Genomic DNA, 26450 nt, shown 5'->3' with positions numbered 1-26450 from the left:
CGAAGCTTAGCGGCTCAATGCCGGCATGGCTTCCGAGGAGAAGTTCAGCGTCTCCAGCATACCCAGCAGCGCGCGCACCGTATCCAGTGAGGTCATGCACACCACTCCGTTCTCTACCGCTTCACGGCGGATACGGAAGCCATCCCGCTCAGGGGTCTTGCCTTTGGTCAGCGTATTGAATACGAAGTTGGCTTCACCTGTGCGAATCAGATCCAGAATGTTTGGTGTACCTTCGCTCAGCTTGTTCACAATCGTAACTGGAATGCCGGCCTGCTCGAGTGCCGTCGCTGTACCCCCAGTGGCAATGATTTTGTAACCCAGCTTGTAAAATCCGCGCAGCAGCTCTACCGCTTCCGCTTTATCCTTGTCGGATACGGTGGCGATAATCGCTCCTGTCGACGGAATTTTCATGCCTGCACCGACGAGGCCTTTATAGAGCGCCTTCGCATATTTTACATCACGGCCCATCACTTCGCCGGTGGATTTCATTTCAGGCCCGAGTGTAGGCTCCACACGGCGCAGCTTCGCAAAGGAGAATACCGGCACCTTGACCGACACATGATCGCTTTCCGGCCAGAGCCCATCTTCATAACCAAGGTCCTTCAGCTTCGCGCCAAGAATGGCCTGGGTGGCAATATTCGCCATCGGAATGTTGGTTACCTTGCTCAGGAACGGCACCGTCCGGGAAGAGCGCGGATTCACTTCGATGACGTATACTTCGTCGTTATGGATAACAAACTGAATATTAACCAGTCCGATCGTTTTCAGCTCTTTGGCGATGCTGATGGTGATATCCACGATTTTTTGCTTCAGGCTTTCGTCCAGATGCTGCGGAGGATATACCGCGATCGAGTCGCCGGAGTGAACCCCTGCCCGCTCGACATGTTCCATGATACCCGGAACGAGCACCGTTTCCCCATCGCAGATGGCGTCCACTTCAACTTCTTTGCCAAGCATGTAACGGTCGATCAGCACCGGATGCTCCGGATTGATTTTAACAGCTTCCTTCATGTAGTTGAGCAGTTCAGCGTCCGAGTATACAATTTCCATCGCGCGTCCGCCCAGTACGTACGAAGGGCGTACGAGCACCGGATAACCTAGTCCCTGTGCCGTTCCGACCGCTTCATCAACCGAAGTCACCGTGCTGCCCTGTGGTTGTGCGATGCGGAGACGGGACAGCAGTGCTTCGAACTTTTTGCGGTCTTCCGCTTCGTCAATGCTGGCCAGGTCGGTGCCGAGAATTTTCACCCCTGCGGCACTCAGTGGCGCAGCCAGGTTAATCGCCGTTTGACCACCAAACTGCACGATAACGCCGATCGGTTTTTCCTGCTCGATCACGTTCATGACATCCTCGAAGAAGAGCGGCTCGAAGTAGAGACGGTCGGATGTATTGAAGTCTGTGGATACCGTCTCAGGGTTGTTGTTAATGATAACCGCTTCATAGCCCGCTTTTTGAATCGCCCATACGGCGTGCACTGTCGAGTAGTCGAACTCAATGCCCTGCCCGATGCGGATTGGCCCGGAGCCAAGAACAACCACTTTCTCTTTGCGTGTGTCAGTTACCTCGTTTTCTGTTTCATATGTCGAGTAATAATAGGGTGTAGTCGCCTCGAATTCTGCCGCGCAGGTATCCACCATTTTATAGACAGGACGCAAATTATGGCTCAAACGGAACTCTCGCACTTCCGCTTCCGTAGTGTAGCTTCCGCCAAGCTGGTGGGACGCGCGCACCTCTGCAATCGAGCGATCCGTAAAACCAAGACGCTTCGCTTGATACAGAGTCTCATAAGTCAATTCAGACTCTTCCGCCATGCGGCTCTCGAAGCCGACAATGCCTTCAATTTTGTCCAGGAACCACCAGTCCACCTTCGTCAAATCCTGGATCTCCTGCTGGCTATATCCACGGCGGAAGGCTTCGGCAATGAGGAATATACGCTCATCATCCGCTTTAACGAGACGGCTCTGTAGCACCTCATCGGAGAGTGTTTCGGCGTCTTTCAGATAAATGCGGTGTACGCCAATTTCAAGCGATCTTACCGCCTTATGAATGGATTCCTCAAACGTCCGCCCGATCGCCATCACCTCGCCGGTGGCTTTCATTTGCGTGCCCAGCTTGCGATTGGCTGACGTAAATTTGTCGAACGGCCAGCGTGGAATTTTGCTTACGATATAGTCCAACGTCGGCTCGAAACAGGCATACGTCTGCCCCGTAACCGGATTGATGATTTCGTCCAGCGTATAACCCAGCGCAATTTTGGCAGCCATCTTGGCGATCGGATAACCGGTCGCCTTGGAAGCCAGCGCCGACGAACGGCTTACACGCGGATTGACTTCGATAACATAATATTGATAGCTGTAAGGGTCCAGCGCAAACTGCACGTTGCAGCCGCCTTCAATATTGAGGGCACGGATAATTTTCAGTGATGCCGAACGCAGCATCTGGTATTCACGGTCAGACAACGTCTGGCTCGGCGCCACCACGATACTGTCTCCGGTGTGAACGCCAACCGGGTCAAAGTTTTCCATGTTGCACACCACGATACAGTTATCGTTGCCGTCGCGCATAACCTCGTATTCGACTTCCTTCATGCCGGCAATGCTTTTCTCGATCAGACATTGTCCGATGGGGCTGTAACGGAGGCCGGAAGCGACCGTTTCGCGCAGTTCCTCTTCCGTCGCACAGATTCCGCCGCCTGTACCACCAAGCGTATAGGCCGGGCGCACAATGATCGGGTAGCCGATTTCTCCTGCAAAATCCAGCGCTTCCTGCATGGTGGTCACGATCGTGCTTTCGGGCACAGGCTGCTCCAGCTCGCGCATAAGCTCACGGAACAGATCACGATCCTCCGCTTTTTCGATTGAGCTGAGCTGAGTACCGAGTAACTTCACATTTTCGCTTTCCAGAACGCCTGCTCTTGCCAGCTCCACCGCCATGTTCAGACCTGTCTGTCCTCCAAGTGTAGGAAGAAGGCCGTCCGGACGCTCCTGGCGGATGATTTGCGTTACAAATTCCAGCGTAATCGGCTCAATGTATACCTTATCTGCCATATTGGTGTCGGTCATGATGGTTGCCGGGTTGCTGTTGATCAGGATGACTTCCACGCCTTCTTCCTTGAGCGCCTGGCATGCCTGGGTTCCGGCATAATCAAATTCAGCCGCCTGACCGATAACGATAGGCCCGGAACCGATCACCAGTATTTTCTTGAGGTCTGTATGCTTCGGCATATTAGCGGACTCCTTTCCCGGCAGCTGCGATAACGACCTGGCGCGGCTGCTTCGGATGGTTTTGTTTGTGCTCCCGGATCATCTCAAGGAAGCGGTCGAACAGATAGCTGTTGTCTTGCGGACCCGGCGCCGCTTCAGGATGGTATTGCACCGAGAACGCAGGATACTCCTTATGTTTGAGACCTTCGATGGTCTTATCGTTATTGTTGATATGAGTCACTTCCAGATCCGTACCGCGCACGGATTCTTCGTTGACCGTGTAGCCGTGGTTCTGTGAGGTGATGAAGCAGCGTCCGCTTTCCAGTTCCTTCACCGGATGGTTGCCGCCGCGATGGCCGAACTTCAGCTTCTCGGTGTCAGCACCTGCAGCCAGTGCGAACAGCTGATGCCCCAGACAAATACCGAACATCGGATATTCGCCAAGCAGCTCGGCGATGGTTTTCACCGCATGCGGAACGTCTTTCGGATCCCCGGGACCGTTCGAAAGCTGAATTCCGTCCGGATTGAGCCGACGGATTTCATCCGCAGTCGTATCATGCGGCACGATCACCACATCGCAATCACGCTTGTTCAGCTCGCGCAGAATACCACTCTTGGCGCCATAGTCAATCAGCACGATCCGTTCCTTGCTTCCCGGGCTGCTGTACACATGACGCGTGGAGGTCATCGGCACCTGATTGCGCAGCTCGGCAATGGTCGTGTCGTTCATCATTTCCATCAGTTCTGCAACCGGTTTGGAGGAGGTTGTAAGAATGCCCTTCATCGTACCATGATGACGGATCATCCGGGTGAGCATGCGGGTATCGATATCACTGATGCCGACGATGCCGTATTCCTTCAACAGATCGTCTACGCTGTACTGTGCGCGCCAGTTGCTTGGCACCGGCTCGTAACGGCGGACCGCAAAGCCGTGCACGTAAGGACGCACGGATTCAAAGTCGTCACGTGTAATTCCGTAGTTGCCGATCAGCGGATACGTCATCGTGACAATCTGGCCGCAGTACGACGGATCTGTCAACACCTCTTGATAGCCTGTAATCCCTGTATTAAATACGACTTCACCCGTCTTTTCACCCTCCGCGCCGAATGCCTTGCCGGTGAACAGCGTACCGTCTTGAAGCAGTAATCTTGCCTGCATCCCGTTCTCACTCCTCAATTATGTCTTTATAAAGTCATAGTCCTATTTCGCCTAATTATTGCACATTTGCGCTCCATACGAGCCGCCCGTCCACCCAGGTCTTCACCGGCCAGCCCTTCAGCTTCCAGCCTGTGAAAGGAGTGTTGCGGCCTTTGGATTCAAAGGTCAGCGGATCAACAACCTGCTCGCTTTCGAGGTCAATCATAGTCAGATCGGCAGGCGCCCCTTCTTCCAGACGCCCGGTATTCAGACCGAATACTCTAGCCGGGTCCACCGTCATGCGCTGCACCAGAAATTCCAGTGTCCAAACTCCGGTTGCCACGAACCGGGTGTACAGCAACGGAAAGGCCGTTTCAAAGCCTACGATGCCAAACGGCGCCAGCTGCATGCCTTTCGCTTTTTCTTCCTCACTGTGCGGGGCATGGTCTGTGACAATAATGTCAATCGTTCCATCCTGCAAGGCCTCAATACAGGCTTGCACATCCCGCGCCGAGCGCAGGGGAGGATTCATTTTCCAGTTCGCATCCAGCCCCGGAATATCTTCCTCGGACAGCAGCAAGTGATGAGGGCACACCTCGGCAGTCACGTTAATTCCGATCTCTTTCGCCTGACGGATCAGGCGGATGGATTGCTCCGTGCTAACATGGCATACGTGGTAATGCACACCTGTCGCTTCAGCCAGCAGGATGTCCCTGCCGACATGAATGGCCTCCGATTCGTTCGGAATGCCTTTCAGGCCATGGCGTCTGGCAAACTCACCTTCCGCCACCGGGGCTCCTTCAACCAGAGTGTTGTCTTCACAGTGCGCAATCACCGGCATATCAAGAGCCGCCGCTTTATACATGGCGTCCTTCATCATCTGTGCGCTCTGCACACCAACGCCGTCATCCGTAAAACCGATGGTTCCCGCTGCTTTCAATGCTTCGAAATCCGTCAGCTCCCGTCCCAGCTCGCCTTTGGTGATGGCCGCATACGGAAGGACTTTTGCCAGCCCTGCCTCCGCGGCTTTGTTCAGCACAAGCTGCACCGTTTCCGGTTTATCCGTCACCGGACGAGTATTCGGCATACAGGCAATCGTCGTAAACCCGCCTTTGACCGCCGATCTGCTGCCTGTTTCGATTGTTTCTTTATGTTCGAAGCCAGGCTCCCTCAGGTGAACATGCATATCAATTAACCCCGGAATCACCAGCTTGCCATGGGCGTCAATCTTTTCAACCTTTCGTTCATCAACCGGAGTGCCTGATTCAAATAAGAGGCTCAAGCCTGCCTGTGCATCCACAATCATTTCAATTTTGCCATCTATAATCAGGATGGATTTACGCTCAAGCTCCCCCTGCTCGTTCAGTACGCTTGCATTTGTAATCAACTGGGCCATTTTGTTTTTCTCCTCCGCTTCAGGTAGTTTGCTTCCTATCCGGCCGTCCTGCTTACAGCTTCATCGCCCGTTCCATAACCGCCATGCGGACGGGAACACCGTTAGCCATCTGCGGGAAGATCCGTGACTGACCGCTCTCCACGACCGCATCATCAATCTCCACATTCCGGTTCACCGGCGCAGGGTGCATAATGATCGTGTCTGGGGCAAGTCTGGAAGCTCTCTCCTCTGTAAGCCCATACTGCTCCCGGTAGTGCTCTTCCGACTTCAGCATGCCCTCAGCGTGCCGCTCCAGCTGTACACGCAGCATCATGACGACATCCGCCTTCAGCGCTTCTTCTATTGTTACATAAGGGGCGTGCTCCGCCAGTTCAGGAGCCTGCATATTGGATGGGGCGCAAAAACTCACCTGTGCTCCGAACTTGTGCAGTGCCCACAGGTTGGAGCGTGCTACCCGGCTGTGAAGCACATCGCCGATGATGGATACGCGCAGCCCCTTCAGTTCTCCGAACGATTTGCGCATCGTGTACAGATCAAGCAAGGCCTGTGTCGGATGCTCATTGTTGCCGTCGCCCGCATTTACCAGCGGAACGTTCACTTTCTCCGCAAGCTGCTCCAGCACACCCGCCGGCTTGAGCCGGATCACCCCGGCATCAATACCCATTGATTCGAGCGTCCGTACCGTATCGTAGATGGACTCCCCTTTCGCTACGCTGGATGCCGCTGCGGCAAAGTTAAGCACCTGTGCTCCAAGTCGCTTCTGCGCCATTTCAAAGGAGAAGCGGGTGCGGGTGCTGTTCTCGAAAAACATGTTGGCTGCAAAGCGGGACTGCAGAACAGGTACAAGCTTCTGCGGCTGGGACTCCCAGTATACCGCACGGTCGAGAATCGATTCGATTTCACTGCGGCTCAAATCTTTAAGCCCAAGCAGGCTGCGGTCCTTTAATTTGCTGGCTATTGCTGTTGTCATGCCTGTTCCCCCCGGTTCTGAATGATCGTCACTTCGTCCTTGCCATCCGTTTCTTTCAAGGCGACCACGATTTCTTCCGTTTTCGAGGTGGGGATATTTTTACCTATATAGTCGGGGCGGATCGGCAACTCCCGATGTCCACGGTCTGCCAAAACCGCCAGCTGAATCATCTGCGGCCGACCGCAATCCATCAGCGCATCCATGGCCGCACGGATCGTCCGTCCCGTATAAAGCACATCGTCGAACAAAATGACTTTCTTGTCATGCACCGATACATCGGATGGGTTCATAGTCAACTGCTTGCTGCCATCCGCGCTGGCGGTGCCGCTGCGGTCATCGCGATAAGGGGTGACGTCAAGCTCGCCCCAGGGAATCGGCGTTCCTTCAATTTCCTCAATTTTGGCTGCCAGCCGCTTGGCCAGAAACACTCCGCGCGTGCGGATCCCAACCAGCACACAACCGTTGATGCCTTTGTTTTTCTCCAGAATTTCATGTGCAATCCGGGTCAATGCGCGGCGGATTGCCAGTTCATCCATCAGTACATGCACTTCATTGCTGCTCATGCTTCCAGCCTCCTCGGGTCATGTTGCCTTCAGATCTGGTCCCGTGACGGATACAAAAAAGACTCCTTGCCCAGATTGGCAAGGAGTCCCGATCGACAGTCTGCTGCTGTCGTCTGATCTCATTCGAACACACTGAGGGCATGCCGCCACAGCGGAAGCACTTCAGTGATCCATTCACGTTACCTTGCCAGCCTCACGGGACTGATTTAAAGGTGCTATTCAGATTTCCTTCATCATCACATTTCGTGTGATAAATTTCATCGCATCTACACGAATTATGACAGAAAGAATTTCCACTGTCAACACCTTTGCCTGCCGGGGACCGGAAGCTATTTTTAATAATTATACGATATAACTGTATATTTATCCATGTTTATTTTTATCGTCTGCTTGCGAGTACAAAAAAACCGCCTTTACAGGCGGTCTGGTTCAATTCTTACATATAAATAACATAAATAATGGTTGTATATTACCTGCTGCGCAGGGAGGCAAGCACGTCCTCCATATCCTGCGGGAGCGGTGCGCTGAATTCGAGGTAGTCCCCTGTAGTCGGGTGAACAAAGCCCAATATTGCAGCATGCAACGCCTGTCCGTCCATACGGATGCCTTTGCTGCGACCATACATCGGATCTCCGACAAGCGGATGCCCGATAAATTTCATGTGAACCCGAATCTGGTGCGTCCGTCCGGTTTCCAGCTTCAGCTCAAGCAGCGTGTAGTCACCAAACCTCTCCAGTACGAGAAAATGAGTGACAGCATGCTTGCTGTTGCGGTCCGTAACGGTAAACATTTTGCGGTCTCCTGCAGCGCGGCCGATCGGCGCATCCACTGTCCCCTGATCGTGGCTCAGGTTGCCGTGCACGAGCGCTATATACCTGCGGGTTACACTGTGATCCTTCAACTGGGCAGCGAGTGACGCATGAGCCTTGTCATTTTTGGCCGCCATCAGCAGCCCGGAAGTATCCTTGTCAATACGATGCACGATGCCTGGCCGAAGCTCGCCATTGATGCCGGACAGGTCGTGGCAGTGGTACATCAGCGCATTGACCAGAGTCCCGGAGGCATGTCCGGGAGCAGGATGAACAACCAACCCGCGCGGCTTATTGACCACGATGACGTCCACGTCCTCATATACCACATTAAGCGGTATATCCTCAGGAACAATTTCCACACTTTCCGGCTCAGGAATGCTTAACTCAATGCGGTCATTTTCCAGCAGCTTGTAATTGGCCTTCACCGCCGCCCCATTCACCAGCACCCGCGCGTCTCCAATCCACAGCTGAATCTGGGATCTGGACACATCGGTCATTCTGTCTGCTAAATATTTGTCAATTCGGGTTTTGGCCGCAGCCGCATCCACAGTCCAATCGAGCAATTCGCCGCCTTCGTGGTCTTCCAGCTCATCTGACAAATCAGTTTGAAATTCCTCATTCATTCCCGTTCGTTCCTTCCATGCTGCTGCTTTCCTTTTGCCGTCTTGATTCCAGCAGAGTGTCCAGTATGATGATCGCCACCCCGACCACAATCGCGGAGTCGGCTATATTAAAGATCGGAAAGGTGTAGCTACCAAAGTTGAAGCGCGCAAAATCCACTACTTCACCGGCGATTGCCCGGTCCAGGAAATTGCCGATGGCCCCGCCCAGCACGAGGCTCAAACCAAACGGCAGCAGCTTCTGCCCGTTGCGGACTGTTTTTCGCAAATACCAGATGATCGCAATGACCACAACCACGGTAATGACGATGAAAAGCTCCCGCTGTCCCTGCAGAATGCCAAATGCCGCCCCCTGGTTTCGGTGTGACGTAATCTGAAAGAAGCTGCCGATGACCGGAATCGTCTCGCCCAGTTCCATTCTCGTTGCAATCAGATATTTTGTCCCTTGATCCAGTAAGAATACAATAAATGCCACTACATAAAAAATCACCGTTGTCACTCCGATCCCATAATTCCGTTACTATCTTCATTCAGACCCATTTATTGTAGCATAAGGGCCGGAACATCGTCCATGAGAGGCACAGCGCGCCAGCCCTGATAGAAATTCCCTCCTCTAAAAAACAAGCCTGCGGCACACCCTATAAGTGCGTGTTCAAAAAGTCAGGTTTTCAGCACCAAGAAGATTGGATGAAGCTAGGGACTGAGGAGCGGAGCGTACTTGGGGTACGTGAGCACCTGAAATGTTTCCATAGGAAACATGCTTCGTAAGCATCCACTTAGTCCCGGCTGAATTCAAGATTCGCTGTCGAGTCTGCTTCCTGACTTCCTTCGTGATCAAAAGATGACTTTTTGAACTACTTCTAAAAACAGCCGCGACCATTGCCCGATTTCTGAAAGGAGATGCCTTATGTCCCCACTTACCGAGCAGCAGCTGAATACGCTGCGCAACGAGCTGTTAAAGCGCAAGCAGGATATTGAACACCGTCTGCATGGAGGTGACGGACACCGCGGCCTGTCTGACGGACAGCGTGCACAGACAGGCGAATTGTCCCTGATCGATAACCACCCGGGTGATGTTGGTACGGAAACCTATGAAAGAGGCAAGGATTTGGCGCTGGTCGAGCATGATGAATTTATGCTTGAGCGTATAGACTCGGCTCTCAAAGCCATGGAAGAAGGCACTTATGGCATTTGCGCCACCAGCGGGAAACCCATTCCTTATGAACGTCTTTTGGCCGTTCCGTACACGAAATACCTCGCCGAATACAATCCGGAGCAGGAAGTATCCAATAACCGCCCTGTAGAGGAAGAGTTTCTCTATCCCCCGTTTGGCCGCTCCAGTCTGGATGAGCATGAATACAATGGCTTTGACGGGGAGGATGCATGGCAGATCGTTTCAAGCTGGGGCAATTCTAACTCGCCCGCCCTGTCCGAAAACCGTGAGGTTCATAACTATGATGAAGTGGAAATTGAAGACGGCGATGATAATCAGGGCTTTGTGGAATCATACGAAAGCTTTATCGCCACAGATATAACCGGTGACAACGTCACGATCGTTCGCGGCCCCATGTACCAAAAATATATGAAGCAGGGTGAGGGTGAGCCGCTGCTGGAGCCGGACGTTAACACCGAAGAGTAAAAAAGGCTTATAGTGCGTGTTCAAAAAGTCAGGTTTTCAGCACCGAGAAGGTTGGATGAAGCCAGGGACTGAGGAGCGGAGCGTACTTGGGGTACGTGAGCCCCGGAAGGCCCGGCTGAATTCAAGATTCGATGTCGAATCCGCTTCCTGATTTCCTTCGTGATCAAAAGATGACTTTTTGAACTACCTCTAATAAGTCGACAGCTCAAGCTGATGCTGTACGATCCGCACAATATCGGCTATATAATCCCCGATAATGGGAAGATTCAGCTTGCCGAGCACCTGCAGCACGTAGATAATCGTCGCAGCAAAAAAAGTAAAGCCGACCGCAATGCCCACCCCGCGGGACGTTCCTGCCAGCAAATTAAGCCAGATCAGCCGCCAGGGTCTGTTCAGCAGCATGGCATATTCGGCTACCCGGGACAGCTCCATTTTGTCGGCAATCCAGTGCGGGGTTCCGAAGCGCCTTTTCTTTTCCGGCCGCATGAAGGTAGTTCCGGGCCTGCCATTGCCACGGATATGATGGTTCTCTCCTGAACGGCTTCTTACGCCGCGACGACGCCTGCCTTCAGCCATCGTAAGCACTCCTCCCTGTTCATAGTAACCTGCAGGGAACAATAAACGAGCCGTGCGCAGAGCGGACATCGTATCCGTCTCCAGAAGCACAGGCTCGTTTTGCCAAGTTCACTCTATTCTATTATGCGCTTCACCCTGCAGCCTTATTCTGCGATATGAACCCCGATCGATTTTCCACCGGCTTCCACACGCTCCATAGGCTCGGTACTGCCAAAGGCAAGCTCCGTTACCAGCACGTTGTCACGCAGCACACTTTCAAACCGCTCGATAGCTGCTTTAAGCTCAGCGTCAACATCCAGCGTAAGAGCCACTCGTTTCTCGATGGGCAGATCCAGCTTTTTACGGTAATCCTGAACGACGCGCACCACTTCACGCACCCAGCCTTCCTGCTCCAGCTCCGGTGTGACATCCGTGTTGAGGGCGACCGTCAGGCCATAGCCGGATGCGGAAGCAAAACCTTCCTTCGCCTTTTTCTCCACCAGCAGCTCCTCGGCTGTCACCTGCAGCTCCTCTCCTTCCGGAGACACAACGTTCAGGGCACCATTCTCCACCACAGCACGCGTCTCGTCCGCAGACATGCCTTTGAACAGATTTTGCAGGAAACCGACATTTTTGCCGTACTTCTTGCCCGCGACCTTTAAATTCAGCTTCAAGGTGAAATCGACAAAACCGCTATCATCCGTTTCCGTATGAATATGCTTCACATTGATCTCGTCCTTGATGATTTCCTCATAGCCGGATAATTCAAAGTCACGGTCCATGGAAACGATCAGCTCCGAGAGCGGCTGTCTCGTTTTGATCGATGTCTCGTTGCGCACGTTGCGTGCAAGCTCCACCACGCGGCGGGCGGTTTCCATATCCTGCTCCAGCCTGGCATCGATCAGCGACTCATCGGCAGCCGGATAATCCTCCAGATGTACGCTTTCCCCGCTGCTTAAGTTCAAATAGATATCCTCAGCCACCATCGGCGTAAATGGAGCCAGCAGCTTGGCAGATGTCAGCAGGACATGAGTAAGCGTCCGGTAGGCATCCAGTTTATCTTCCGTTAGGCCGCTGCCCCAGAAGCGGTCGCGCGAGCGGCGGATGTACCAGTTACTGAGCTCATCCACGAAGGCTTCGATCGCCTTGGAGGCGTTCAGGAAATCGTTCACAGTCAAGCCTTTGTCAACCATCTTGATCAAACTGTTCAGGCGGGACAGAATCCAGCGGTCAAGCTTGTGACTGGAAGGCTTGAAAGGATGCTCCGCCGGATCAAAGCCGTCGATGGTGGCATATAGCGTCAGGAACGCATGTGTGTTGACCAGGGTGTCTACCAGCTTGGATTTCGCCTCGCCAACAATGCCCTTCGAGAAACGCTTGCTGTTCCATGGAGCACTGTCCGAAAGCAGCGCCCAACGGAAGGCGTCCGTACCGTATTCGTCAATAATCTCCCAGGGATCGATGACATTGCCCCTTGATTTGGACATTTTTTGGCCCTGCTCATCCAGCACATGCCCTGTAGCCATAACCGCCTTGTACGGCGCCTTGCCTGTCAGCAATGTCGACACAGCTAGCAGACTGTAGAACCAGCCGCGAGTCTGATCAATACCTTCGCAGATCATGTCAGCCGGGAACTGCTGGGCAAATGTCTCCTGCTGATCAAACGGATAATGATGCTGCGCAAACGGCATCGACCCGCTATCGAACCATACGTCGATCACTTCCGGCGTACGGGTCATTTCATATTGGCCGCAGGAGCTGCGGACCTTGATTTGATCCACATAAGGTTTATGCAGCTCAATATCCTCCGGCACGTCGCCGATGGCGCGTTCACGAAGCTCGGCGATGCTGTGCGGCGCAAACTGCTCCCCGGTTTCCGCGCAAGTCCAGATGTTCAGCGGTGTGCCCCAATAGCGGTCACGGCTGATATTCCAGTCAACAAGATCCTCCAGGAATTTGCCGAAACGGCCCTCGCGCACATGCCCCGGGTACCAGTCCACCTCGTTATTGTTGGCAATGAGCTGATCCTTGATCGCTGTCGTCTTGATAAACCAGCTGTCCATCGCATAGTAGAGCAGTGGTGTATCACAGCGCCAGCAGAATGGATAGCTGTGCTCGTATTTTTCTTTGCCATAGAGCAGGCCTTTATCAGACAGCATTTTCACGATATCGACATCGCATTCTTTTACAAAACGGCCCGCCAGATCTGTGATCTGATCCGTATAACGCCCCTGCAGGTTGACTACATTGATGAAGCCGACTTCGTTCTCCCGGCATACTCTGTAGTCGTCCTCGCCATGGGCGGGCGCCATATGGACAATCCCTGTACCGCTTGTATCTGTTACAAAGCCTGCACCGAGAATCGTATTGCCATTCTCCACCTGAATGTAGCTGAATGGCGGCGTATAGGTTTTGCCGACCAGCTCAGAGCCCAGAAGTGTGCCGATGACTTCGTAATCACCATTCATGACCTTCTCCACCAGGTTCTTGGCGACAATATATACCCCGTCCTCCTGCTCGACTCTCGCATACTCCATGTCCGGATTCACCGCCAGCGACGTGTGGCCTGGCAGTGTCCATGGGGTGGTCGTCCATGCCAGCACATATTCGCCGCTGTCATGCAGCTTGAATTTGGCGGTGGCGCTCAGGTCCTTGACGTCCTTGTATCCTTGAGCCACCTCGTGGGAACTGAGAGTCGTCTGGCAGCTCGGGCAATAAGGGCTTACACGATGGCCGCGGTACAGCAGCCCCTTCTCGTGAACCGTCGCAAGAATGTTCCACACGCTCTCGATGTAGCTGTTCTCCAGGGTCACGTACGGGTGATCAAGGTCGGTCCAGTAACCGATGGCCTCCGTCAAATCCCGCCATTGCTGCTCATATTCAAATACGCTTGCCTTACACTTCTTGATAAACTCCTCAACACCGTATTCTTCGATTTCATGCTTATGAGAAATACCAAGCTGCTTCTGCACGCCAAGCTCAACAGGCAGTCCATGCGTGTCCCATCCTGCTTTGCGGACAACACGGTAGCCCTTCATCGTTTGATAACGGCCGACGAAATCCTTGATGACACGACCAAGCACGTGGCCGATATGAGGTTTGCCATTCGCAGTAGGTGGTCCCTCGTAAAACACGTAATTCGGTTTGCCCTCGCGATAGGTCATCGACTTACGGAACGTGTCGTCTTCCTTCCACTTGTTCAGTACCCGCTGCTCACGAGCCCGCGCCTTCTCCTTGACATCCACTCTTTGCATTTACATTCCGTCCTTTCGTTTATGAACCCTTGTGCTGAAAAACCGGCACCAAAAAAGCCCCGCCCCTGTAATAGGGACGAGGCTTTGCTCGCGTTACCACCCTGATTCCGTTTCATGTGCATTCACTTCGTAAACACACAAGCCAACGGCGCTCATATCCCCGCCTGAATACTGCGGGGAGCCGATATAACGTTCGGCATACGGTGACCGCTTACTCACGCCGGGGCGCTTCAGCTCACTTCTCCGGGAAGATATTCAGTCATGCTCTGCACATTGGCTTGCACCTGAAATGCCAACTCTCTGGGGAGCAAAATCATAACCTACTGGGTCCCATCATAGAATTTTCGTTTAAACGTGACAAAAAACTCTGCTATAGTGAAAAAATATAGCCGATTTATGAGCAAAAGTCAATGGCCGCATAACGCGGCATCAGTAAATTTCCTTCATTTCCCGTTCACGGTCCAAGACCTCGCGCTCCCGGTTCTCCAGCGCTTCCCAGCCATCCTGGCTAAGGAGATCCAACTGCGCCTCAACCAATGTGCGAAAACGTGCGCGGTAGATGGAGGCCTGCTTCTTCAGCTCTTCCACTTCCAACGCAATTTTGCGGGATTTCGCCAGGGCCTCGTTCACGATGCGGTCGGCGTTCTTCTCCGCTTCCTTCACGATCAGCTGGGCTTCTTTCTTGGCGTTGTTCTTCACCTCATCGGCAGCCTCCTGGGCTACGATGATCGTTTTGCTCAGCGTCTCTTCAATGTTGGAGAAATGATCCAGCTTCTCCTGAAGAGTGATCAGTTGGTTGCCAAGCTCCTTGTTCTCGCGGATGACAGCTTCGTAATCCTTGATCACCTGGTCCAGAAATTCATTCACCTGATCTTCGTCGTATCCGCGAAGCCGGCGAGCAAACTCCTTATTATGTATATCCAATGGGGATAATGGCATGGCGCGCACCTCCTGAAAGATTAGTGTTCTCCAAAGTTCTTCATATCCGGCAATCAGCCAAACGGGGATCGTTATTAGCATAACCAATTCGACAAAAAGAAATGGATTCCTGCCTTATCATTATACAAATTTGCCGATCATAACGCGTTGTCTTCCTTTTTTCGTCAAACCGCCCGTTTCTAATATCTTAAATCGCCCAAATCCCTGAAAGGATATAACATCTCCTTCTTTCAGCGACGCGGCCGGGTTCTCCTCCGCTTTCCAGTTTACGCGGCAGCGGCCCGCCCTGATGGGGGCCAGCACCTTGCTGCGGCTGAGCCTGTACACATCGCTGACGATGGCATCCAGCCGCAGGGAGGCTACCGTGAACTCGATCGTTTCAAAAGCGTTTTCTTTCAGCTGCAGCTTGTCCAGCGGCAGCAGCTCGCTTCGCACATGCACCCGGTGCACCTGCTGCAGATGCATCGTCAGGAAAGGGCCAATATCCGCTGCGGCAACGATATGACATCCGTCATCCAATACGTGGATATCCCCTATCTTTCCCCGTTTGATCCCGAGAGCCAGAACAGCTCCCATATAATCACCGTGCTCCAGTTCCCCGATTTTTGTGTCATCAGAGGATATGGACAGCACCTTCATGCCCATATCCTCATCCTCCAGGTAACTGTAATCCGGCGCCACAAGGGCACGCTTGCGTTCCGCCGCTTCGTACCCGCCGTCAAGGCGGATCTGTACGTCATTGCGGCGGGCAGCCAGCGTGCCCAGTATGTAAGCCTGACGAGGGTCCAGAAAATCGGTCAGTTTGTGTTCGTGAAATTGTCCTGCCCGTTCTACCCACTCCCAGGCCCGGTCAACAAAGTCCTTCTCGTCCGGGTGGAAATGGGTGTACATTTCGGTCCGCATGTAAACCTCCTAGACGAAATAGCCGATCAGCGAGACCAGACCATAAGAAGCCATATTCAGCACAATCAGTGCTACGATAGGCGAAATGTCAATCATGCCAAAAATCGGCGGGATGAACCGGCGAAACGGCGCCAGGTAGGGCTCCACCAGCTTGCCCAGCATCTCCCCGATAAAGCTTTCCCGCGCGTTGGGAAGCCAGGAGAGAAGAACATATACGATAATCATGTACTGATAAATTCGCGCAATTAAAAATATAATTGAATCAACCGTCAAAAAGCTCACCTCATTCTGTCTAGTTCTGTTTCATTGTCGGCCAGTATTTCCTTAATGGAGCCCTGAATCTCCACCGTATCCGGCGTGCAGAGAAAAATATTGTGGCCGACCTTGGAAATGCCCCCATTTACGGCATAAACCGTGCCGCTCAAAAAATCGATAATGCGGAGAGCCTGATCCTTGCGGATGCGCTGCAGGTTCACGACAACCGAACGATGGGAACGGACATGATCGGCAATTTCCTGCGCCTCATCGTAAGAGCGGGGCTCATGCAACACGACCTTCACGTTTTTCTGGGAGTGAATGCTGACCACATTGTTAACCACATTGCTGCCTCTAGAGGTTTTACGTCGGTCAAAGCTGGGGGTTTCAATTTCTTCTTCCTCTTCGGGCAATCTTTCCCGCTCCACGACCTCTTCCTCCTCCTGCAGTCCGAGGAAGTTCATAAATTTATTCATTACACCCATGCTTCATCCTCCTCTTTTCCCACCAGAATGGAACCGAGCCGCAGCCAGGTTGCACCTTCCTCCACAGCCACTTCAAAGTCATTGGACATGCCCATGGATAATTCCTTAAGCGGTTCCGGAGTAAGGGCTTGTCCGTTCAGTTCATCCCGCAGCTCACGCAGCCCCCGGAAAACGGGGCGCGTCAGCTCTGGATCATCGACATGAGGAGCCATCGTCATCAACCCGATCACGTGTACATGCTTCAGGCCGGAAATGTCCTTCAGAAAGGCCGCAGCCTGGTCCGGCTCCAGGCCATGCTTGCTCTCTTCCCCTGAAATATTGACCTGCACAAAGGCTTTAACCGTCAAATCCAGATCCGCCGCCTTCTTCTCCAGTTCATTGGCAAGAGAGAGGCGGTCCAGAGAATGTATATACGGGAACTTGCCGACAACGTCCTTAACTTTATTGGTCTGCAAATTCCCGATATAATGCCATATTCCGCGGTGTCCAAGCTGCTTCCACTTCTCTTCGGCCTGCTGCCAGCGGTTCTCGCCGACATGCAGGAGGCCGCTGTCCAATACGGCAGACATTGCACTCACGGATACATATTTGGTCACAGCAATGATATTGACATCTTCACGAGCCCTTCCACTGCGCTGACAGGCAGCTTCCACGCGCTCATTCACCTTTCGAATCCGATCTCCCAATGACACGGGAAGATTCACCTCTTTTCCAGTCCGATCCAGCTTGCCATTCTTCCCGTCAAACCTTTTTCCTTGCGGTGCGAAAAAAACAAATCGTTATTGCAGCTGGTGCATAACGTTGTACATTCGATATGGGTCGGCAATATTCCTGCTTTCATCATAATCTGTCGGTTGCATTGTTTCAAGTCAAGCATCCATTTCCCCCCGCCCAGCGTGGTATATACACTGCCTTCCCACACTTCACTCCCAGGCATGCCGGATTCCAAAGCCATGATTTTATCCATCACGGCACCGTCTACCTCGTAGCAGCATAATCCGATCGAAGGGCCGATGGCCGCCCGCAAATCCTCTCTCTTTGAGCCGTATTCTTCCACCATCGTTTCAACCATATGCGCCGCGATTTCCGCAACAGTTCCCTTCCAGCCTGCATGAGCGAGTCCAACCACCTGCCGGACCGGATCGATGAAATAAAGAGGAACACAATCCGCATAAAAGGAGGTCAGCAGGATACCCGGTACATCCGTCACCAATCCATCTACATCCTGCAAGGCCGATTCCCGGTTCAGGAAACCCCGGCCGCGGTCTTCTTCCTTCACGGCAACAACCCGATTTCCATGCACCTGCTCACCGCAGGTCCACGCTTCCGGCTCAAAGCCCAACTTCCTGGCAATCAGCTCACGATTGGCGATGACTGTATCCGGATTTTCTCCTACATGCAAAGCGCAGTTCAAACTGCTGTAAGGCTGCTTTCCAACACCGCCGCGGCGGCTGGTAAAACCTGCAGTCAATCCCGGGGATTGCTCCTGCCATGCTTCTATAAACAGCAGCCGGGGCACAGGAGTCTCTGCGCCCGGCGGCCCTTCCACAACTATCGGTTCCAAGACAAACGGTTCAGTCATGTTCTCACCTCTACAAGCCAGTGTACCAAAATCAGCGCACCGTGTCTCTATCTGCCCACAGCCCCTTGAATCTCCCGCCTGCTTTGTACGCCTGCCCCTCCATCTGCCATTCCTCTATGTACTCATGCCTCACCAGAATGACATCCGGTCCGATTTTGACAATGTTATGCCACGGAATGACCAGTTCTCTCCTCGGCCGGAACAACCCAAGGAACCCGCCAGGTCCTGGCATGACAATCGCTTCTATGCGGCCCAGTCTTGGGTCAATCTCCAGATCGCAGATCTGGCCCAGCCTGCGGCCGTCCATGATATTAATGACATCCTTGCTTTGGAAATCCGATATTTTTATGCTGTACACGCCTTCAACCGGCATATCCATATGATCACATCCTTTACTAACAGCATATGATTTACAAAGCGGAATTTTCCCTGCCTGCTCCTCTTGATCACAAATAAAAACGACCCTGCCGGGTCGTTAACAAAAGGATCAGTCCTGCGCCTGTGGTGCTAAGACTTCACATGCTTCTGCATTTGTTGAATTGCCGATTTCTCCAGTCTCGATACCTGCGCCTGTGAAATCCCGATTTCATCGGCAACCTCCATCTGGGTCTTTCCTTCAAAAAATCGCATGGACAATATCATTTTCTCACGCTGCCCAAGCCGTTGCATCGCTTCACGAAGCGCAATTTCCTCGATCCAGGATACGTCCTTGTTTTTGTCGTCGCTGATCTGGTCCATAACGTAGATCGGGTCCCCGCCGTCATGATAAATAGGCTCAAAGAGCGAGACCGGGTCCTGAATGGCGTCAAGCGCGAATACCACATCTTCTTTTGGTACATTAAGCACTTCGGAAATTTCAAAAATCGTAGGCTCACGCGAATTGACGGTGGTCAGATTATCTCTGACCTGCAGCGCCTTATACGCGATATCCCGCAAGGAACGCGACACCCGTATCGGGTTGTTATCTCTTAAATACCTGCGAATTTCACCGATGATCATGGGCACCGCATAGGTGGAGAATTTAACATTTTGGGACAAGTCGAAATTGTCTATGGCTTTCATCAATCCGATGCAGCCGACTTGAAACAGATCGTCAACATATTCCCCCCGATTATTAAAACGCTGGATCACGCTCAGTACAAGCCGCAGGTTGCCGTTCACCAGTTTTTCCCTGGCAGAACGTTCATTGTTTTGCTGCAGAGAAGTGAATAATTCCCGCATCTCCGCATTGGTCAAAACCGGCAGTTTGGCGGTATCCACACCGCAAATTTCGACTTTGTTACGGGTCATCGTGTCATAACCTCCCAAGGAGTAACATTACTGTTCATTATCTCCTGGGCCGGATATTTTATTCCTGTTTCTCTCCCGATGAAAGACGCGCTGATACGGTCAGACCATTTTATTGAATTCCTTCCGCAGGCGTTTGATGATCCTTTTTTCAAGGCGAGATATGTAGGATTGTGAGATGCCAAGCAGGTCAGCCACATCCTTCTGCGTTTTTTCCTCGCCATCCTGCAGCCCGAAACGCAGCTCCATAATGAGGCGTTCACGGTCTGTCAGTTTATCCAGGGCCTTGTGGAGCAGCTTGCGGTCCACCTGCTCTTCGATATTGCGGTAGATCGTATCATTCTCTGTGCCAAGCACGTCGGAGAGCAACAGCTCATTCCCGTCCCAGTCGATATTCAGCGGCTCGTCGAAGGACACCTCTGTTCTTGTTTTATTATTGCGCCGCAGATACATAAGGATTTCATTTTCGATGCACCGGGACGCGTACGTGGCAAGCTTGATTTTTTTCTCCGGGTCAAAGGTATTCACTGCTTTAATCAAACCAATCGCTCCGATGGAGACCAGATCCTCAATATTGATGCCAGTGTTCTCGAATTTTCTGGCGATGTAAACGACCAGCCGCAGATTGCGTTCGATCAGCATGGCCCGGATCGCAGCGTCTCCTGATGACAGCTTCTGCAGCAAATATTCTTCTTCTTCCCTGGTCAGAGGTGGAGGAAGGGCTTCGCTGCCTCCAATATAATAGATTTCCTCAGCTTTGAGGCCCAGCAGAAAAAGAAACCGGTAATACTGTACCTGAAAAGCAAGTTTCCATCTTGTGCGCATGGTATTCCTCCTAGTTTAAATATCTTCGGATAACAGCTCGTATCCGTCTTTGACGGCTTAACTGTCAGGCGGAAACGTCCGTGTCCTGAGATACCGCCAGCTCGGGATGGACCACGGCCTGATAACGTCCCTCAGAGGATAACCTTCCCCCATCCAGGCCGATCAGCACACGATGATGAATGAATGTCTGTCCCTTCATCGTCACTTTGACCTCGTCCGGCTTAACTGCGAGCATAAAGGCCGTGCTTTTGTTGATGCCCCGGTAAGGAACAAGGCGCAAACGATCCCGCCATGCATACGACTCTTCCATATTCATGACAAGGTTGTCCGCTTGTCCGTCCGCCAGAAATCTGGACCAGTCGCGGGGTAAATGATCACTCCAGAGCGAAGCCTCCATCACCATAACCGGCATGCGTGTCAGCGGGTCATTCAGCTGATTGCCCGTATCCAGCAGGCCTGTACACTTGACGCACACTCCTTCGATTCGAACCTCCACGTCACCCATGAAGCTTGAAATCCGTTCTGTGCGCTGCCTGGAAGTCTGCACGGCATAAAAAACAAGCATGGTAACGCCAAATACGCAGAAAATGAACCAAAAGGCGATTTGCGTTTGAAATGACATCCCGCCTGTAGCAGTAAACCATATGCCATTAAACAGCTCCCCTCGCCTCTGCAGCAGGTAGTGAACTCCCAATATACCGCCCGCCGCTACGAAATTGACCACATAAAAAGCACCAATCGTACGCAGAAAGGTTTGCAGGCCGACAAATCCGAAGGCGATCAGCAGCATGCATACAGATAATCCGAATTTAATCAAAAAAGTAAACATAAAGGATAGCTGGGGCATAAACATCATAACAACATACATCGCGCCAAGGAAGGCTGACAGCAGCAGCCTCCACCAGGCCGGGCGCAGCTTCCTCATCCAGGCCGTAACAAGCAGCAGTACCGTATCAATCAGCAGGTTGGTCAGGAAAATCAAATCAATATAGACAACCATTTTTTATTCACCCCGCCTAAGCTCCTGGAGGATATGACCAGTATAAAAGGGGGACAGAACAAAGTCTGTCTAACGCTGGCAGGCGCAGCCGGACTTTTTTTGTCGATAAAAACAAAAAACCGCATTCTCCAATAAGGAAAATACGGTCTTGCAGCTCGTCCAAAAAATAATCAGTCGTTATTATTACGGGAACGGTTACGCAAAAATGTCGGTATATCGAGCTGGTCACCACTGGTCTGGTTACTGAAGGGACGCAGATTCGGGGAACGATTCTCGGAAGATTCTGTATTATTTACAACCGGTTTGCGCGCAGGGGCAGGGGCTACCGCCTTGCCTTCAAAGCCGGTGGCAATTACAGTTACTTTGATCTCTTCCTTCATTTCCTCGTCGATAATGGCACCAAAAATCATGTTGACTTCCGGATCGGAAGCTGAAGTCACGATTTCGGCCGCTTCGTTGACTTCATATAGGGAAAGATTGGAGCCACCGGTAATATTCATAATGACACCACGAGCGCCTTCGATGGAAGTCTCCAGCAACGGGCTCATAATCGCCTTGCGTGCTGCTTCCGCCGCACGGTTCTCGCCTGTTGCATACCCGATCCCCATCAGGGCGGAACCACGCTCCGTCATGATCGTTTTTACGTCCGCGAAGTCGAGGTTAATCAAGCCTGGTACGGCGATCAAGTCGGAAATACCCTGAACAGCCTGGCGCAATACGTTATCCGCTTCACGGAATGCTTCGAGCATCGGTGTTTTCTTGTCCACGATTTCAAGCAGGCGGTCATTCGGGATGACGATAAGCGTATCAACCTTTTCCTTCAGTCCCTCAATGCCCTGCTCCGCGTGGCTTGAACGTTTGCGCCCTTCGAATGTAAACGGACGTGTAACCACACCTACCGTAAGGGCGCCGCATTCTTTAGCGATTTCGGCGATGACCGGAGCGGCTCCTGTACCTGTACCCCCACCCATGCCGGCGGTAACAAACACCATGTCCGCCCCTTTAAGAGTGTTCATGATCAGATCACGGGATTCCTCGGCGGCTTTCTTGCCTACGTCGGGGTTTGCGCCCGCACCAAGGCCCCGGGTCAGTTTATCGCCAATTTGGAGCTTGTGCTCCGATTTGGCAAGATGCAGAGCTTGGGCGTCCGTGTTGACCGTAATGAATTCGACACCTTGAACGCCGTTTTCAATCATTCGGTTCACGGCGTTGCTTCCGCCTCCGCCTACCCCGATTACTTTGATTTGAGCCAAACTCTCCATTTCAAAATCAAATTCCAACATACTATTCCAACTCCCCCTCAATGTGCATGGATGGCCCGTCCATGATAGGCATAATTAGCTTTCAACCGCTATATAAACTCGCTGAACATATTCTTCAGGCGTTCGATCAATCCCGGTTTCTGCTCACTTTCCGGAGCGGGGCTGCTGCTTTTCGTGCGGTTGGCCGGCTTTTTCACATTACTGCTGCTTCCGCTTGCGGCACGCAGCCGGAAATTGCGGATAGCGTTGTGCAAAATGCCGACCCCGCTGGTGTAGCCAGGATCCCTTACGCCGATATAATCGGGCACGGCGATCCGGACCGATGCAGCAAGCTCATGCTGAGCCACCTCAAGAACTCCAGGCATTGCAACGGTACCTCCCGTAAGTATATAACCTCCGGGGAGACCCGTGTAACCAAGACGCTTAACCTCAGCCTGAACAAGCTGGAATATTTCCTGCACTCTCGGCTCAATAATGGCAGCCAAATCCTGCTGGTTGAACTCCTTGTCCACATTGCTGCCGATGCGTGTCACCTTAAATACAACATCGGCTGCCGCATCATTATACCATGCGCACCCGTATTTAAGCTTGACTTTTTCCGCTTGATCCGTCAGTGTTCTCAGGCCATAGGCAATATCATTGGTTACATATTCACCACCGATGGGCAGTGTTGAGGTGGCGGCGATGCTGCCTTCCTCAAATACCGCTATCGTCGTTGAGCCTGCTCCGATGTCCACCAGCACCGAACCCATCGTTTTCTCATCCTTGGATAAAGAAAGCTGTCCGGCACCGAGGGGAAGAAGCACCAGGTCCTTAATCCGCAGACCGCTTTTTTCCACACACCGGAGCAGGTTATGTATTGGCGTTTTGGCTCCGGTAACAATGGTTGCTTCCACCTCAAGCCGGACTCCGATCATTCCGCGCGGATCCTGAATCCCTTCCAGTCCATCGACCACATATTGCCTGGCGACCACATCAATAATTTCCCTTTCCGGCGGTACAGCGATAACCTCGGCGGCCTTCAGCACACGTTCAATATCTTCCTCGCCGATCTCGCGGTCCTCATTCGAAACGGCCACAACCCCGTGGCTCGTCTGCAAGCCGATATGATTGCCGGTAATTCCGACGTACACTTCGGATATTTGAATACCGACCATCCGCTCTGCATGATCCACGGCGTTCCGGATCGACTGCACGGTCTGATCGATATCTACGATTGCACCTTTTCGAATTCCTTCCGAGTCGGCAGTTCCAACCCCAATAATATTAAAGGTTCCATTATTCATCTCACCGATAATGGCACGAACTTTGGACGTACCGATGTCCAAACTAACAATGATGTCATTGCCGCTCAATTCTGTGGCACCTCCCAACCCAATCAAAATTTCGTTCATAAACACGCACTGACTAAACTAATTCAACACGTTAATATTTATCCCTCTTTTTTCTACAAATTTTTTATGTTCCAACTTCTGGATAGTCAATAAAAATTTGAAGAAAAAAGAAGGAGCGCGACGCATAGTACATAAAATGTATTTTATCATTTTTCCAGTTCACTGAGTAGTGTCATTTTCCGCTGAACCGCTCTCTTCCTGGGGCTTGAAGGACACATAGGTGTCCGCTTCAAACATGCTGATCAGCCCAGGTTCCTCAGTCTCCAGGACCTGATTGAGATAGCTGATTTTTTCGGACAGCAGCGTAACCGAGGTGAGCACCTCGAACTGGGATCGTGTATACATCTTGATCCGGTCCGGAAAGGATGGAGACGGATCAGGAATGATCTCCGAAATGTCGGCCGTCCACTCACCAGGAATGTTCGACAAAATTCTACAAAGTTCCGCTTTGTACGGATCATCGGCCTTCCAGTTTGTTAGAATGGGCTTCTCCACGGCAATGCCGCTGCTGGAAACGCCCACGCTTGTCCCGTTGGATAAAATGGCAAGCAGATTACCATTCCCCCCTACTTCATAGGCAACTGTATCATATTCTTTAATATTAATGCTAATAATACCTGGAAACTGCTTGTCCATATTGACCGATTCAATCGACTTGATTTCTTTCAGCCGCTTCTCAACTTCCTCTGGACTGGCTCCGAAAAATTGACCTCCGACGTGAAGGGCGCTTTGCTTCAGAAGCTCCTCCTTCGAAGTGAAGAGGCTGCCCTTGAAGTCAATTTCCGTAATCCGGCTCAGGGAAGACCGAAAGAATAACACTGCAAGCAGAACAATGAACAGGAGAACCAGGATCCATACAATTTTACGGCTGGTCTTCATTTTGGGTCTGGTTTCCCGAAGAACAGGAATTTTGGCTTGTGGCATCATTTCTCTCCAATAAATGCCTCTCGTCCCCTCGAATCAGAGGGGACGCTGCAGGCGTTTAATTTGCAAAATCAAGCTGTTCCGGTACCGGGGACTGCCGGTGCATCCGGGCGCCAAGGTGCTGAAAAAGACACTCGATCCGATCATAGCCTCTGTCGATATGATGGACCTGCTCCACCGTTGTCCGTCCTTTGGCTGCCAGTCCGGCTATAACGAGCGCGGCCCCCGCCCGCAGGTCCGTGGCTTCAACCGATGCGCCATACAGGCGGGGAACGCCTCGGATAAATGCCACATTCATATCTACGGAAATGTCGGCTCCCATGACGTTCAGCTCATCGACATGCTTGAACCTGCTTTCAAAAACAGTCTCTTTCATGACGCTGAATCCGTCCGCCAAAGACAGCAGCACCATAACCTGAGACTGCAAATCCGTAGGAAAGGACGGGTATGGCGATGTAATGATCCGATCCACCGCCTTGGGGCGGGTCATACAGCTTACGTTCATTATATCATTGGAAGCGCTGATTTGAACACCGGCACGGCGCAGCACATGAATCAATGACGACAAATGGGACGAACAGCAGCGGGAAAGTGTAACGTTACCACGTGTAGCAGCAGCGGCAATCATAACCGTGCCGGCCACGATCCGGTCAGGGATAATTTCATAGCTGCACGGATACAGGCGGTCCACACCCGTAATGGTAATGGTATCCGTCCCCGCCCCTATAATGGAAGCCCCCATTGTGTTGAGAAAATTTTGCAAATCCTGAATTTCCGGCTCACGGGCAGCGTTGGTGATCGTCGTCCTGCCTTTAGCCAGCACTGCAGCCATCATAATATTTTCAGTGGCCCCCACGCTCGGATAATCCAGATGGATATCCGTTCCGGTCAGCTTGCGGGCCCTGCAGGTCATTTTCTCAACCTGTTCTTCAATCTCGGCACCCAGCGCTTTCAATCCCTTCAGGTGCATATCGACCTTCCGCTCCCCGATCGCGCAGCCGCCCGGCTCGTAGACCGTCACCTCACCACAGCGTCCGAGCAGCGGACCCATCAGAAAAATGGATGAGCGCATCTGTTTCATCAGATCTTCCGGTATATCCGTTGAAATCAGCTTAGAGGAATCGACAACCACGGTATCCCGCTCATGTCGTGTACTGCAGCCCAGCCTCTCCAGAATGCCGAGCATCACCTGAATGTCAAGCAGATAAGGCACATTACGAATCTGAACTTCCCCATTCGCGAGCAGGCTTGCCGCCAGTATGGGCAAGGCCGCATTTTTCGCTCCATGGATCGGTATAGTGCCGGACAGGGGATTCCCGCCTTCAATCACCAATTTGTCCAATATATCACCTCCGAGATTCCTCCGATATGCAGTTGTTATGCCTGAACAACCAGCTTCCCGGGTGATGGTCTAAAGATACGGTATCTTATGTTAAAATGACC

General features: G+C 52.2%; 24 protein-coding genes and 1 other annotated feature. Of the genes, 1 reads left to right on the top strand and 23 read right to left on the bottom strand.

Features of this window, described 5'->3' with window-relative positions; translation table 11 throughout:
• Positions 1-6: 6 nt before the first annotated feature.
• The 7 genes from carB to lspA form a co-directional block, all read right to left on the bottom strand.
• On the bottom strand, positions 7-3225 hold the full coding sequence (carB, locus tag ACE5LO_RS02925) for a carbamoyl-phosphate synthase large subunit (RefSeq protein ID WP_375518581.1): 3219 nt from the start codon (positions 3223-3225) through the stop codon (positions 7-9).
• A gap of 1 nt (position 3226) precedes the next feature.
• Positions 3227-4363, bottom strand: coding sequence for a glutamine-hydrolyzing carbamoyl-phosphate synthase small subunit (carA, locus tag ACE5LO_RS02920; RefSeq protein ID WP_375518580.1), 1137 nt, complete (start codon positions 4361-4363; stop codon positions 3227-3229).
• 55 nt (positions 4364-4418) lie between these two features.
• Entirely contained in the window at positions 4419-5738 is a 1320-nt protein-coding gene (gene pyrC / locus ACE5LO_RS02915) for a dihydroorotase (protein ID WP_375518579.1), read from the bottom strand.
• Positions 5739-5790: 52 nt separating this feature from the next.
• On the bottom strand, positions 5791-6708 hold the full coding sequence (locus tag ACE5LO_RS02910; RefSeq protein ID WP_375518578.1) for an aspartate carbamoyltransferase catalytic subunit: 918 nt from the start codon (positions 6706-6708) through the stop codon (positions 5791-5793).
• Positions 6705-7271 (bottom strand): bifunctional pyr operon transcriptional regulator/uracil phosphoribosyltransferase PyrR, encoded by a 567-nt coding sequence (gene pyrR, locus ACE5LO_RS02905; RefSeq protein ID WP_375518577.1) that lies wholly within the window; start codon positions 7269-7271, stop codon positions 6705-6707. Before pyrR ends, ACE5LO_RS02910 begins: the two co-directional genes overlap by 4 nt.
• A gap of 469 nt (positions 7272-7740) precedes the next feature.
• Entirely contained in the window at positions 7741-8706 is a 966-nt protein-coding gene (locus ACE5LO_RS02900) for an RluA family pseudouridine synthase (RefSeq protein WP_375518576.1), read from the bottom strand.
• Entirely contained in the window at positions 8699-9193 is a 495-nt protein-coding gene (gene lspA / locus ACE5LO_RS02895; protein ID WP_375518575.1) for a signal peptidase II, read from the bottom strand. Before lspA ends, ACE5LO_RS02900 begins: the two co-directional genes overlap by 8 nt.
• Before the next feature lie 417 nt (positions 9194-9610).
• Here lspA and ACE5LO_RS02890 point away from each other — a divergent pair, with 417 nt between their 5' ends.
• On the top strand, positions 9611-10342 hold the full coding sequence (locus tag ACE5LO_RS02890) for a TraR/DksA C4-type zinc finger protein (protein ID WP_375518574.1): 732 nt from the start codon (positions 9611-9613) through the stop codon (positions 10340-10342).
• A gap of 189 nt (positions 10343-10531) precedes the next feature.
• Here ACE5LO_RS02890 and ACE5LO_RS02885 read toward each other — a convergent pair whose 3' ends face one another.
• The 16 genes from ACE5LO_RS02885 to murA all read right to left on the bottom strand — a co-directional run bounded on the left by ACE5LO_RS02885 (position 10532) and on the right by murA (position 26349).
• Positions 10532-10987 (bottom strand): DUF5665 domain-containing protein, encoded by a 456-nt coding sequence (locus tag ACE5LO_RS02885; protein ID WP_375518573.1) that lies wholly within the window; start codon positions 10985-10987, stop codon positions 10532-10534.
• Between the two features lie 74 nt (positions 10988-11061).
• Positions 11062-14151, bottom strand: a complete 3090-nt coding sequence (gene ileS, locus ACE5LO_RS02880; RefSeq protein WP_375518572.1) for an isoleucine--tRNA ligase — start codon at positions 14149-14151, stop codon at positions 11062-11064.
• A 69-nt stretch (positions 14152-14220) separates the two neighbouring features.
• Positions 14221-14497 (bottom strand) — a binding site (T-box leader).
• An 83-nt stretch (positions 14498-14580) separates the two neighbouring features.
• Entirely contained in the window at positions 14581-15090 is a 510-nt protein-coding gene (locus ACE5LO_RS02875) for a DivIVA domain-containing protein (protein ID WP_375518571.1), read from the bottom strand.
• Between the two features lie 120 nt (positions 15091-15210).
• The gene (locus ACE5LO_RS02870) at positions 15211-15993 is read right to left on the bottom strand and encodes a YlmH family RNA-binding protein (RefSeq protein ID WP_375518570.1); all 783 of its coding nucleotides are present in this window, start codon (positions 15991-15993) and stop codon (positions 15211-15213) included.
• 9 nt (positions 15994-16002) lie between these two features.
• A complete protein-coding gene (locus ACE5LO_RS02865) occupies positions 16003-16266 on the bottom strand; it encodes a YggT family protein (protein ID WP_375353818.1) in 264 nt (87 codons plus the stop codon).
• 5 nt (positions 16267-16271) lie between these two features.
• Positions 16272-16733 (bottom strand): cell division protein SepF, encoded by a 462-nt coding sequence (locus ACE5LO_RS02860; protein ID WP_375518569.1) that lies wholly within the window; start codon positions 16731-16733, stop codon positions 16272-16274.
• Entirely contained in the window at positions 16724-17425 is a 702-nt protein-coding gene (locus ACE5LO_RS02855; RefSeq protein ID WP_375518568.1) for a YggS family pyridoxal phosphate-dependent enzyme, read from the bottom strand. Before ACE5LO_RS02855 ends, ACE5LO_RS02860 begins: the two co-directional genes overlap by 10 nt.
• 8 nt (positions 17426-17433) lie before the next feature.
• Positions 17434-18315 carry a peptidoglycan editing factor PgeF gene (gene pgeF, locus ACE5LO_RS02850; protein WP_375518567.1) on the bottom strand — a complete coding sequence of 294 codons (882 nt, stop codon included), beginning with the start codon at positions 18313-18315 and terminating at the stop codon, positions 17434-17436.
• Positions 18316-18346: 31 nt separating this feature from the next.
• Entirely contained in the window at positions 18347-18694 is a 348-nt protein-coding gene (locus ACE5LO_RS02845) for a YlmC/YmxH family sporulation protein (protein ID WP_375518566.1), read from the bottom strand.
• 128 nt (positions 18695-18822) lie between these two features.
• Positions 18823-19605, bottom strand: a complete 783-nt coding sequence (sigG, locus tag ACE5LO_RS02840; protein ID WP_375353810.1) for an RNA polymerase sporulation sigma factor SigG — start codon at positions 19603-19605, stop codon at positions 18823-18825.
• Positions 19606-19704: 99 nt separating this feature from the next.
• Positions 19705-20427, bottom strand: coding sequence for an RNA polymerase sporulation sigma factor SigE (gene sigE, locus ACE5LO_RS02835; protein ID WP_375353809.1), 723 nt, complete (start codon positions 20425-20427; stop codon positions 19705-19707).
• A 64-nt stretch (positions 20428-20491) separates the two neighbouring features.
• Positions 20492-21427 carry a sigma-E processing peptidase SpoIIGA gene (spoIIGA, locus tag ACE5LO_RS02830; RefSeq protein WP_375518565.1) on the bottom strand — a complete coding sequence of 312 codons (936 nt, stop codon included), beginning with the start codon at positions 21425-21427 and terminating at the stop codon, positions 20492-20494.
• Positions 21428-21597: 170 nt separating this feature from the next.
• Positions 21598-22710: a cell division protein FtsZ gene (gene ftsZ / locus ACE5LO_RS02825; protein ID WP_375353807.1), complete on the bottom strand. Its 1113-nt coding sequence runs from the start codon at positions 22708-22710 to the stop codon at positions 21598-21600.
• Between the two features lie 68 nt (positions 22711-22778).
• Positions 22779-24044: a cell division protein FtsA gene (ftsA, locus tag ACE5LO_RS02820; protein WP_375518564.1), complete on the bottom strand. Its 1266-nt coding sequence runs from the start codon at positions 24042-24044 to the stop codon at positions 22779-22781.
• A gap of 198 nt (positions 24045-24242) precedes the next feature.
• On the bottom strand, positions 24243-25007 hold the full coding sequence (locus ACE5LO_RS02815) for a cell division protein FtsQ/DivIB (protein ID WP_375518563.1): 765 nt from the start codon (positions 25005-25007) through the stop codon (positions 24243-24245).
• Positions 25008-25065: 58 nt separating this feature from the next.
• Positions 25066-26349 (bottom strand): UDP-N-acetylglucosamine 1-carboxyvinyltransferase, encoded by a 1284-nt coding sequence (murA, locus tag ACE5LO_RS02810; RefSeq protein WP_375518562.1) that lies wholly within the window; start codon positions 26347-26349, stop codon positions 25066-25068.
• Positions 26350-26450: the final 101 nt, after the last annotated feature.

The organism is Paenibacillus medicaginis, assembly GCF_042138635.1.
GTDB classification, from domain to species: Bacteria; Bacillota; Bacilli; order Paenibacillales; family Paenibacillaceae; genus Paenibacillus; species Paenibacillus medicaginis.
This window is presented reverse-complemented; position numbering and strand designations above follow the sequence as displayed.

Bases quoted from the DNA above. Each gene is read 5' to 3' on its own strand.
- carB (WP_375518581.1), bottom strand. From the start codon at position 3,225: ATGCCGAAGCATACAGACCTCAAGAAAATACTGGTGATCGGTTCCGGG.
- carA (WP_375518580.1), bottom strand. From the start codon at position 4,363: ATGCAGGCAAGATTACTGCTTCAAGACGGTACGCTGTTCACCGGCAAG.
- pyrC (WP_375518579.1), bottom strand. From the start codon at position 5,738: ATGGCCCAGTTGATTACAAATGCAAGCGTACTGAACGAGCAGGGGGAG.
- ACE5LO_RS02910 (WP_375518578.1), bottom strand. From the start codon at position 6,708: ATGACAACAGCAATAGCCAGCAAATTAAAGGACCGCAGCCTGCTTGGG.
- pyrR (WP_375518577.1), bottom strand. From the start codon at position 7,271: ATGAGCAGCAATGAAGTGCATGTACTGATGGATGAACTGGCAATCCGC.
- ACE5LO_RS02900 (WP_375518576.1), bottom strand. From the start codon at position 8,706: ATGAATGAGGAATTTCAAACTGATTTGTCAGATGAGCTGGAAGACCAC.
- ACE5LO_RS02890 (WP_375518574.1), top strand. From the start codon at position 9,611: ATGTCCCCACTTACCGAGCAGCAGCTGAATACGCTGCGCAACGAGCTG.
- ACE5LO_RS02885 (WP_375518573.1), bottom strand. From the start codon at position 10,987: ATGTCCGCTCTGCGCACGGCTCGTTTATTGTTCCCTGCAGGTTACTAT.
- ileS (WP_375518572.1), bottom strand. From the start codon at position 14,151: ATGCAAAGAGTGGATGTCAAGGAGAAGGCGCGGGCTCGTGAGCAGCGG.
- ACE5LO_RS02875 (WP_375518571.1), bottom strand. From the start codon at position 15,090: ATGCCATTATCCCCATTGGATATACATAATAAGGAGTTTGCTCGCCGG.
- ACE5LO_RS02870 (WP_375518570.1), bottom strand. From the start codon at position 15,993: ATGCGGACCGAAATGTACACCCATTTCCACCCGGACGAGAAGGACTTT.
- ACE5LO_RS02860 (WP_375518569.1), bottom strand. From the start codon at position 16,733: ATGGGTGTAATGAATAAATTTATGAACTTCCTCGGACTGCAGGAGGAG.
- pgeF (WP_375518567.1), bottom strand. From the start codon at position 18,315: ATGACTGAACCGTTTGTCTTGGAACCGATAGTTGTGGAAGGGCCGCCG.
- ACE5LO_RS02845 (WP_375518566.1), bottom strand. From the start codon at position 18,694: ATGGATATGCCGGTTGAAGGCGTGTACAGCATAAAAATATCGGATTTC.
- sigG (WP_375353810.1), bottom strand. From the start codon at position 19,605: ATGACCCGTAACAAAGTCGAAATTTGCGGTGTGGATACCGCCAAACTG.
- sigE (WP_375353809.1), bottom strand. From the start codon at position 20,427: ATGCGCACAAGATGGAAACTTGCTTTTCAGGTACAGTATTACCGGTTT.
- spoIIGA (WP_375518565.1), bottom strand. From the start codon at position 21,427: ATGGTTGTCTATATTGATTTGATTTTCCTGACCAACCTGCTGATTGAT.
- ftsZ (WP_375353807.1), bottom strand. From the start codon at position 22,710: ATGTTGGAATTTGATTTTGAAATGGAGAGTTTGGCTCAAATCAAAGTA.
- ACE5LO_RS02815 (WP_375518563.1), bottom strand. From the start codon at position 25,007: ATGCCACAAGCCAAAATTCCTGTTCTTCGGGAAACCAGACCCAAAATG.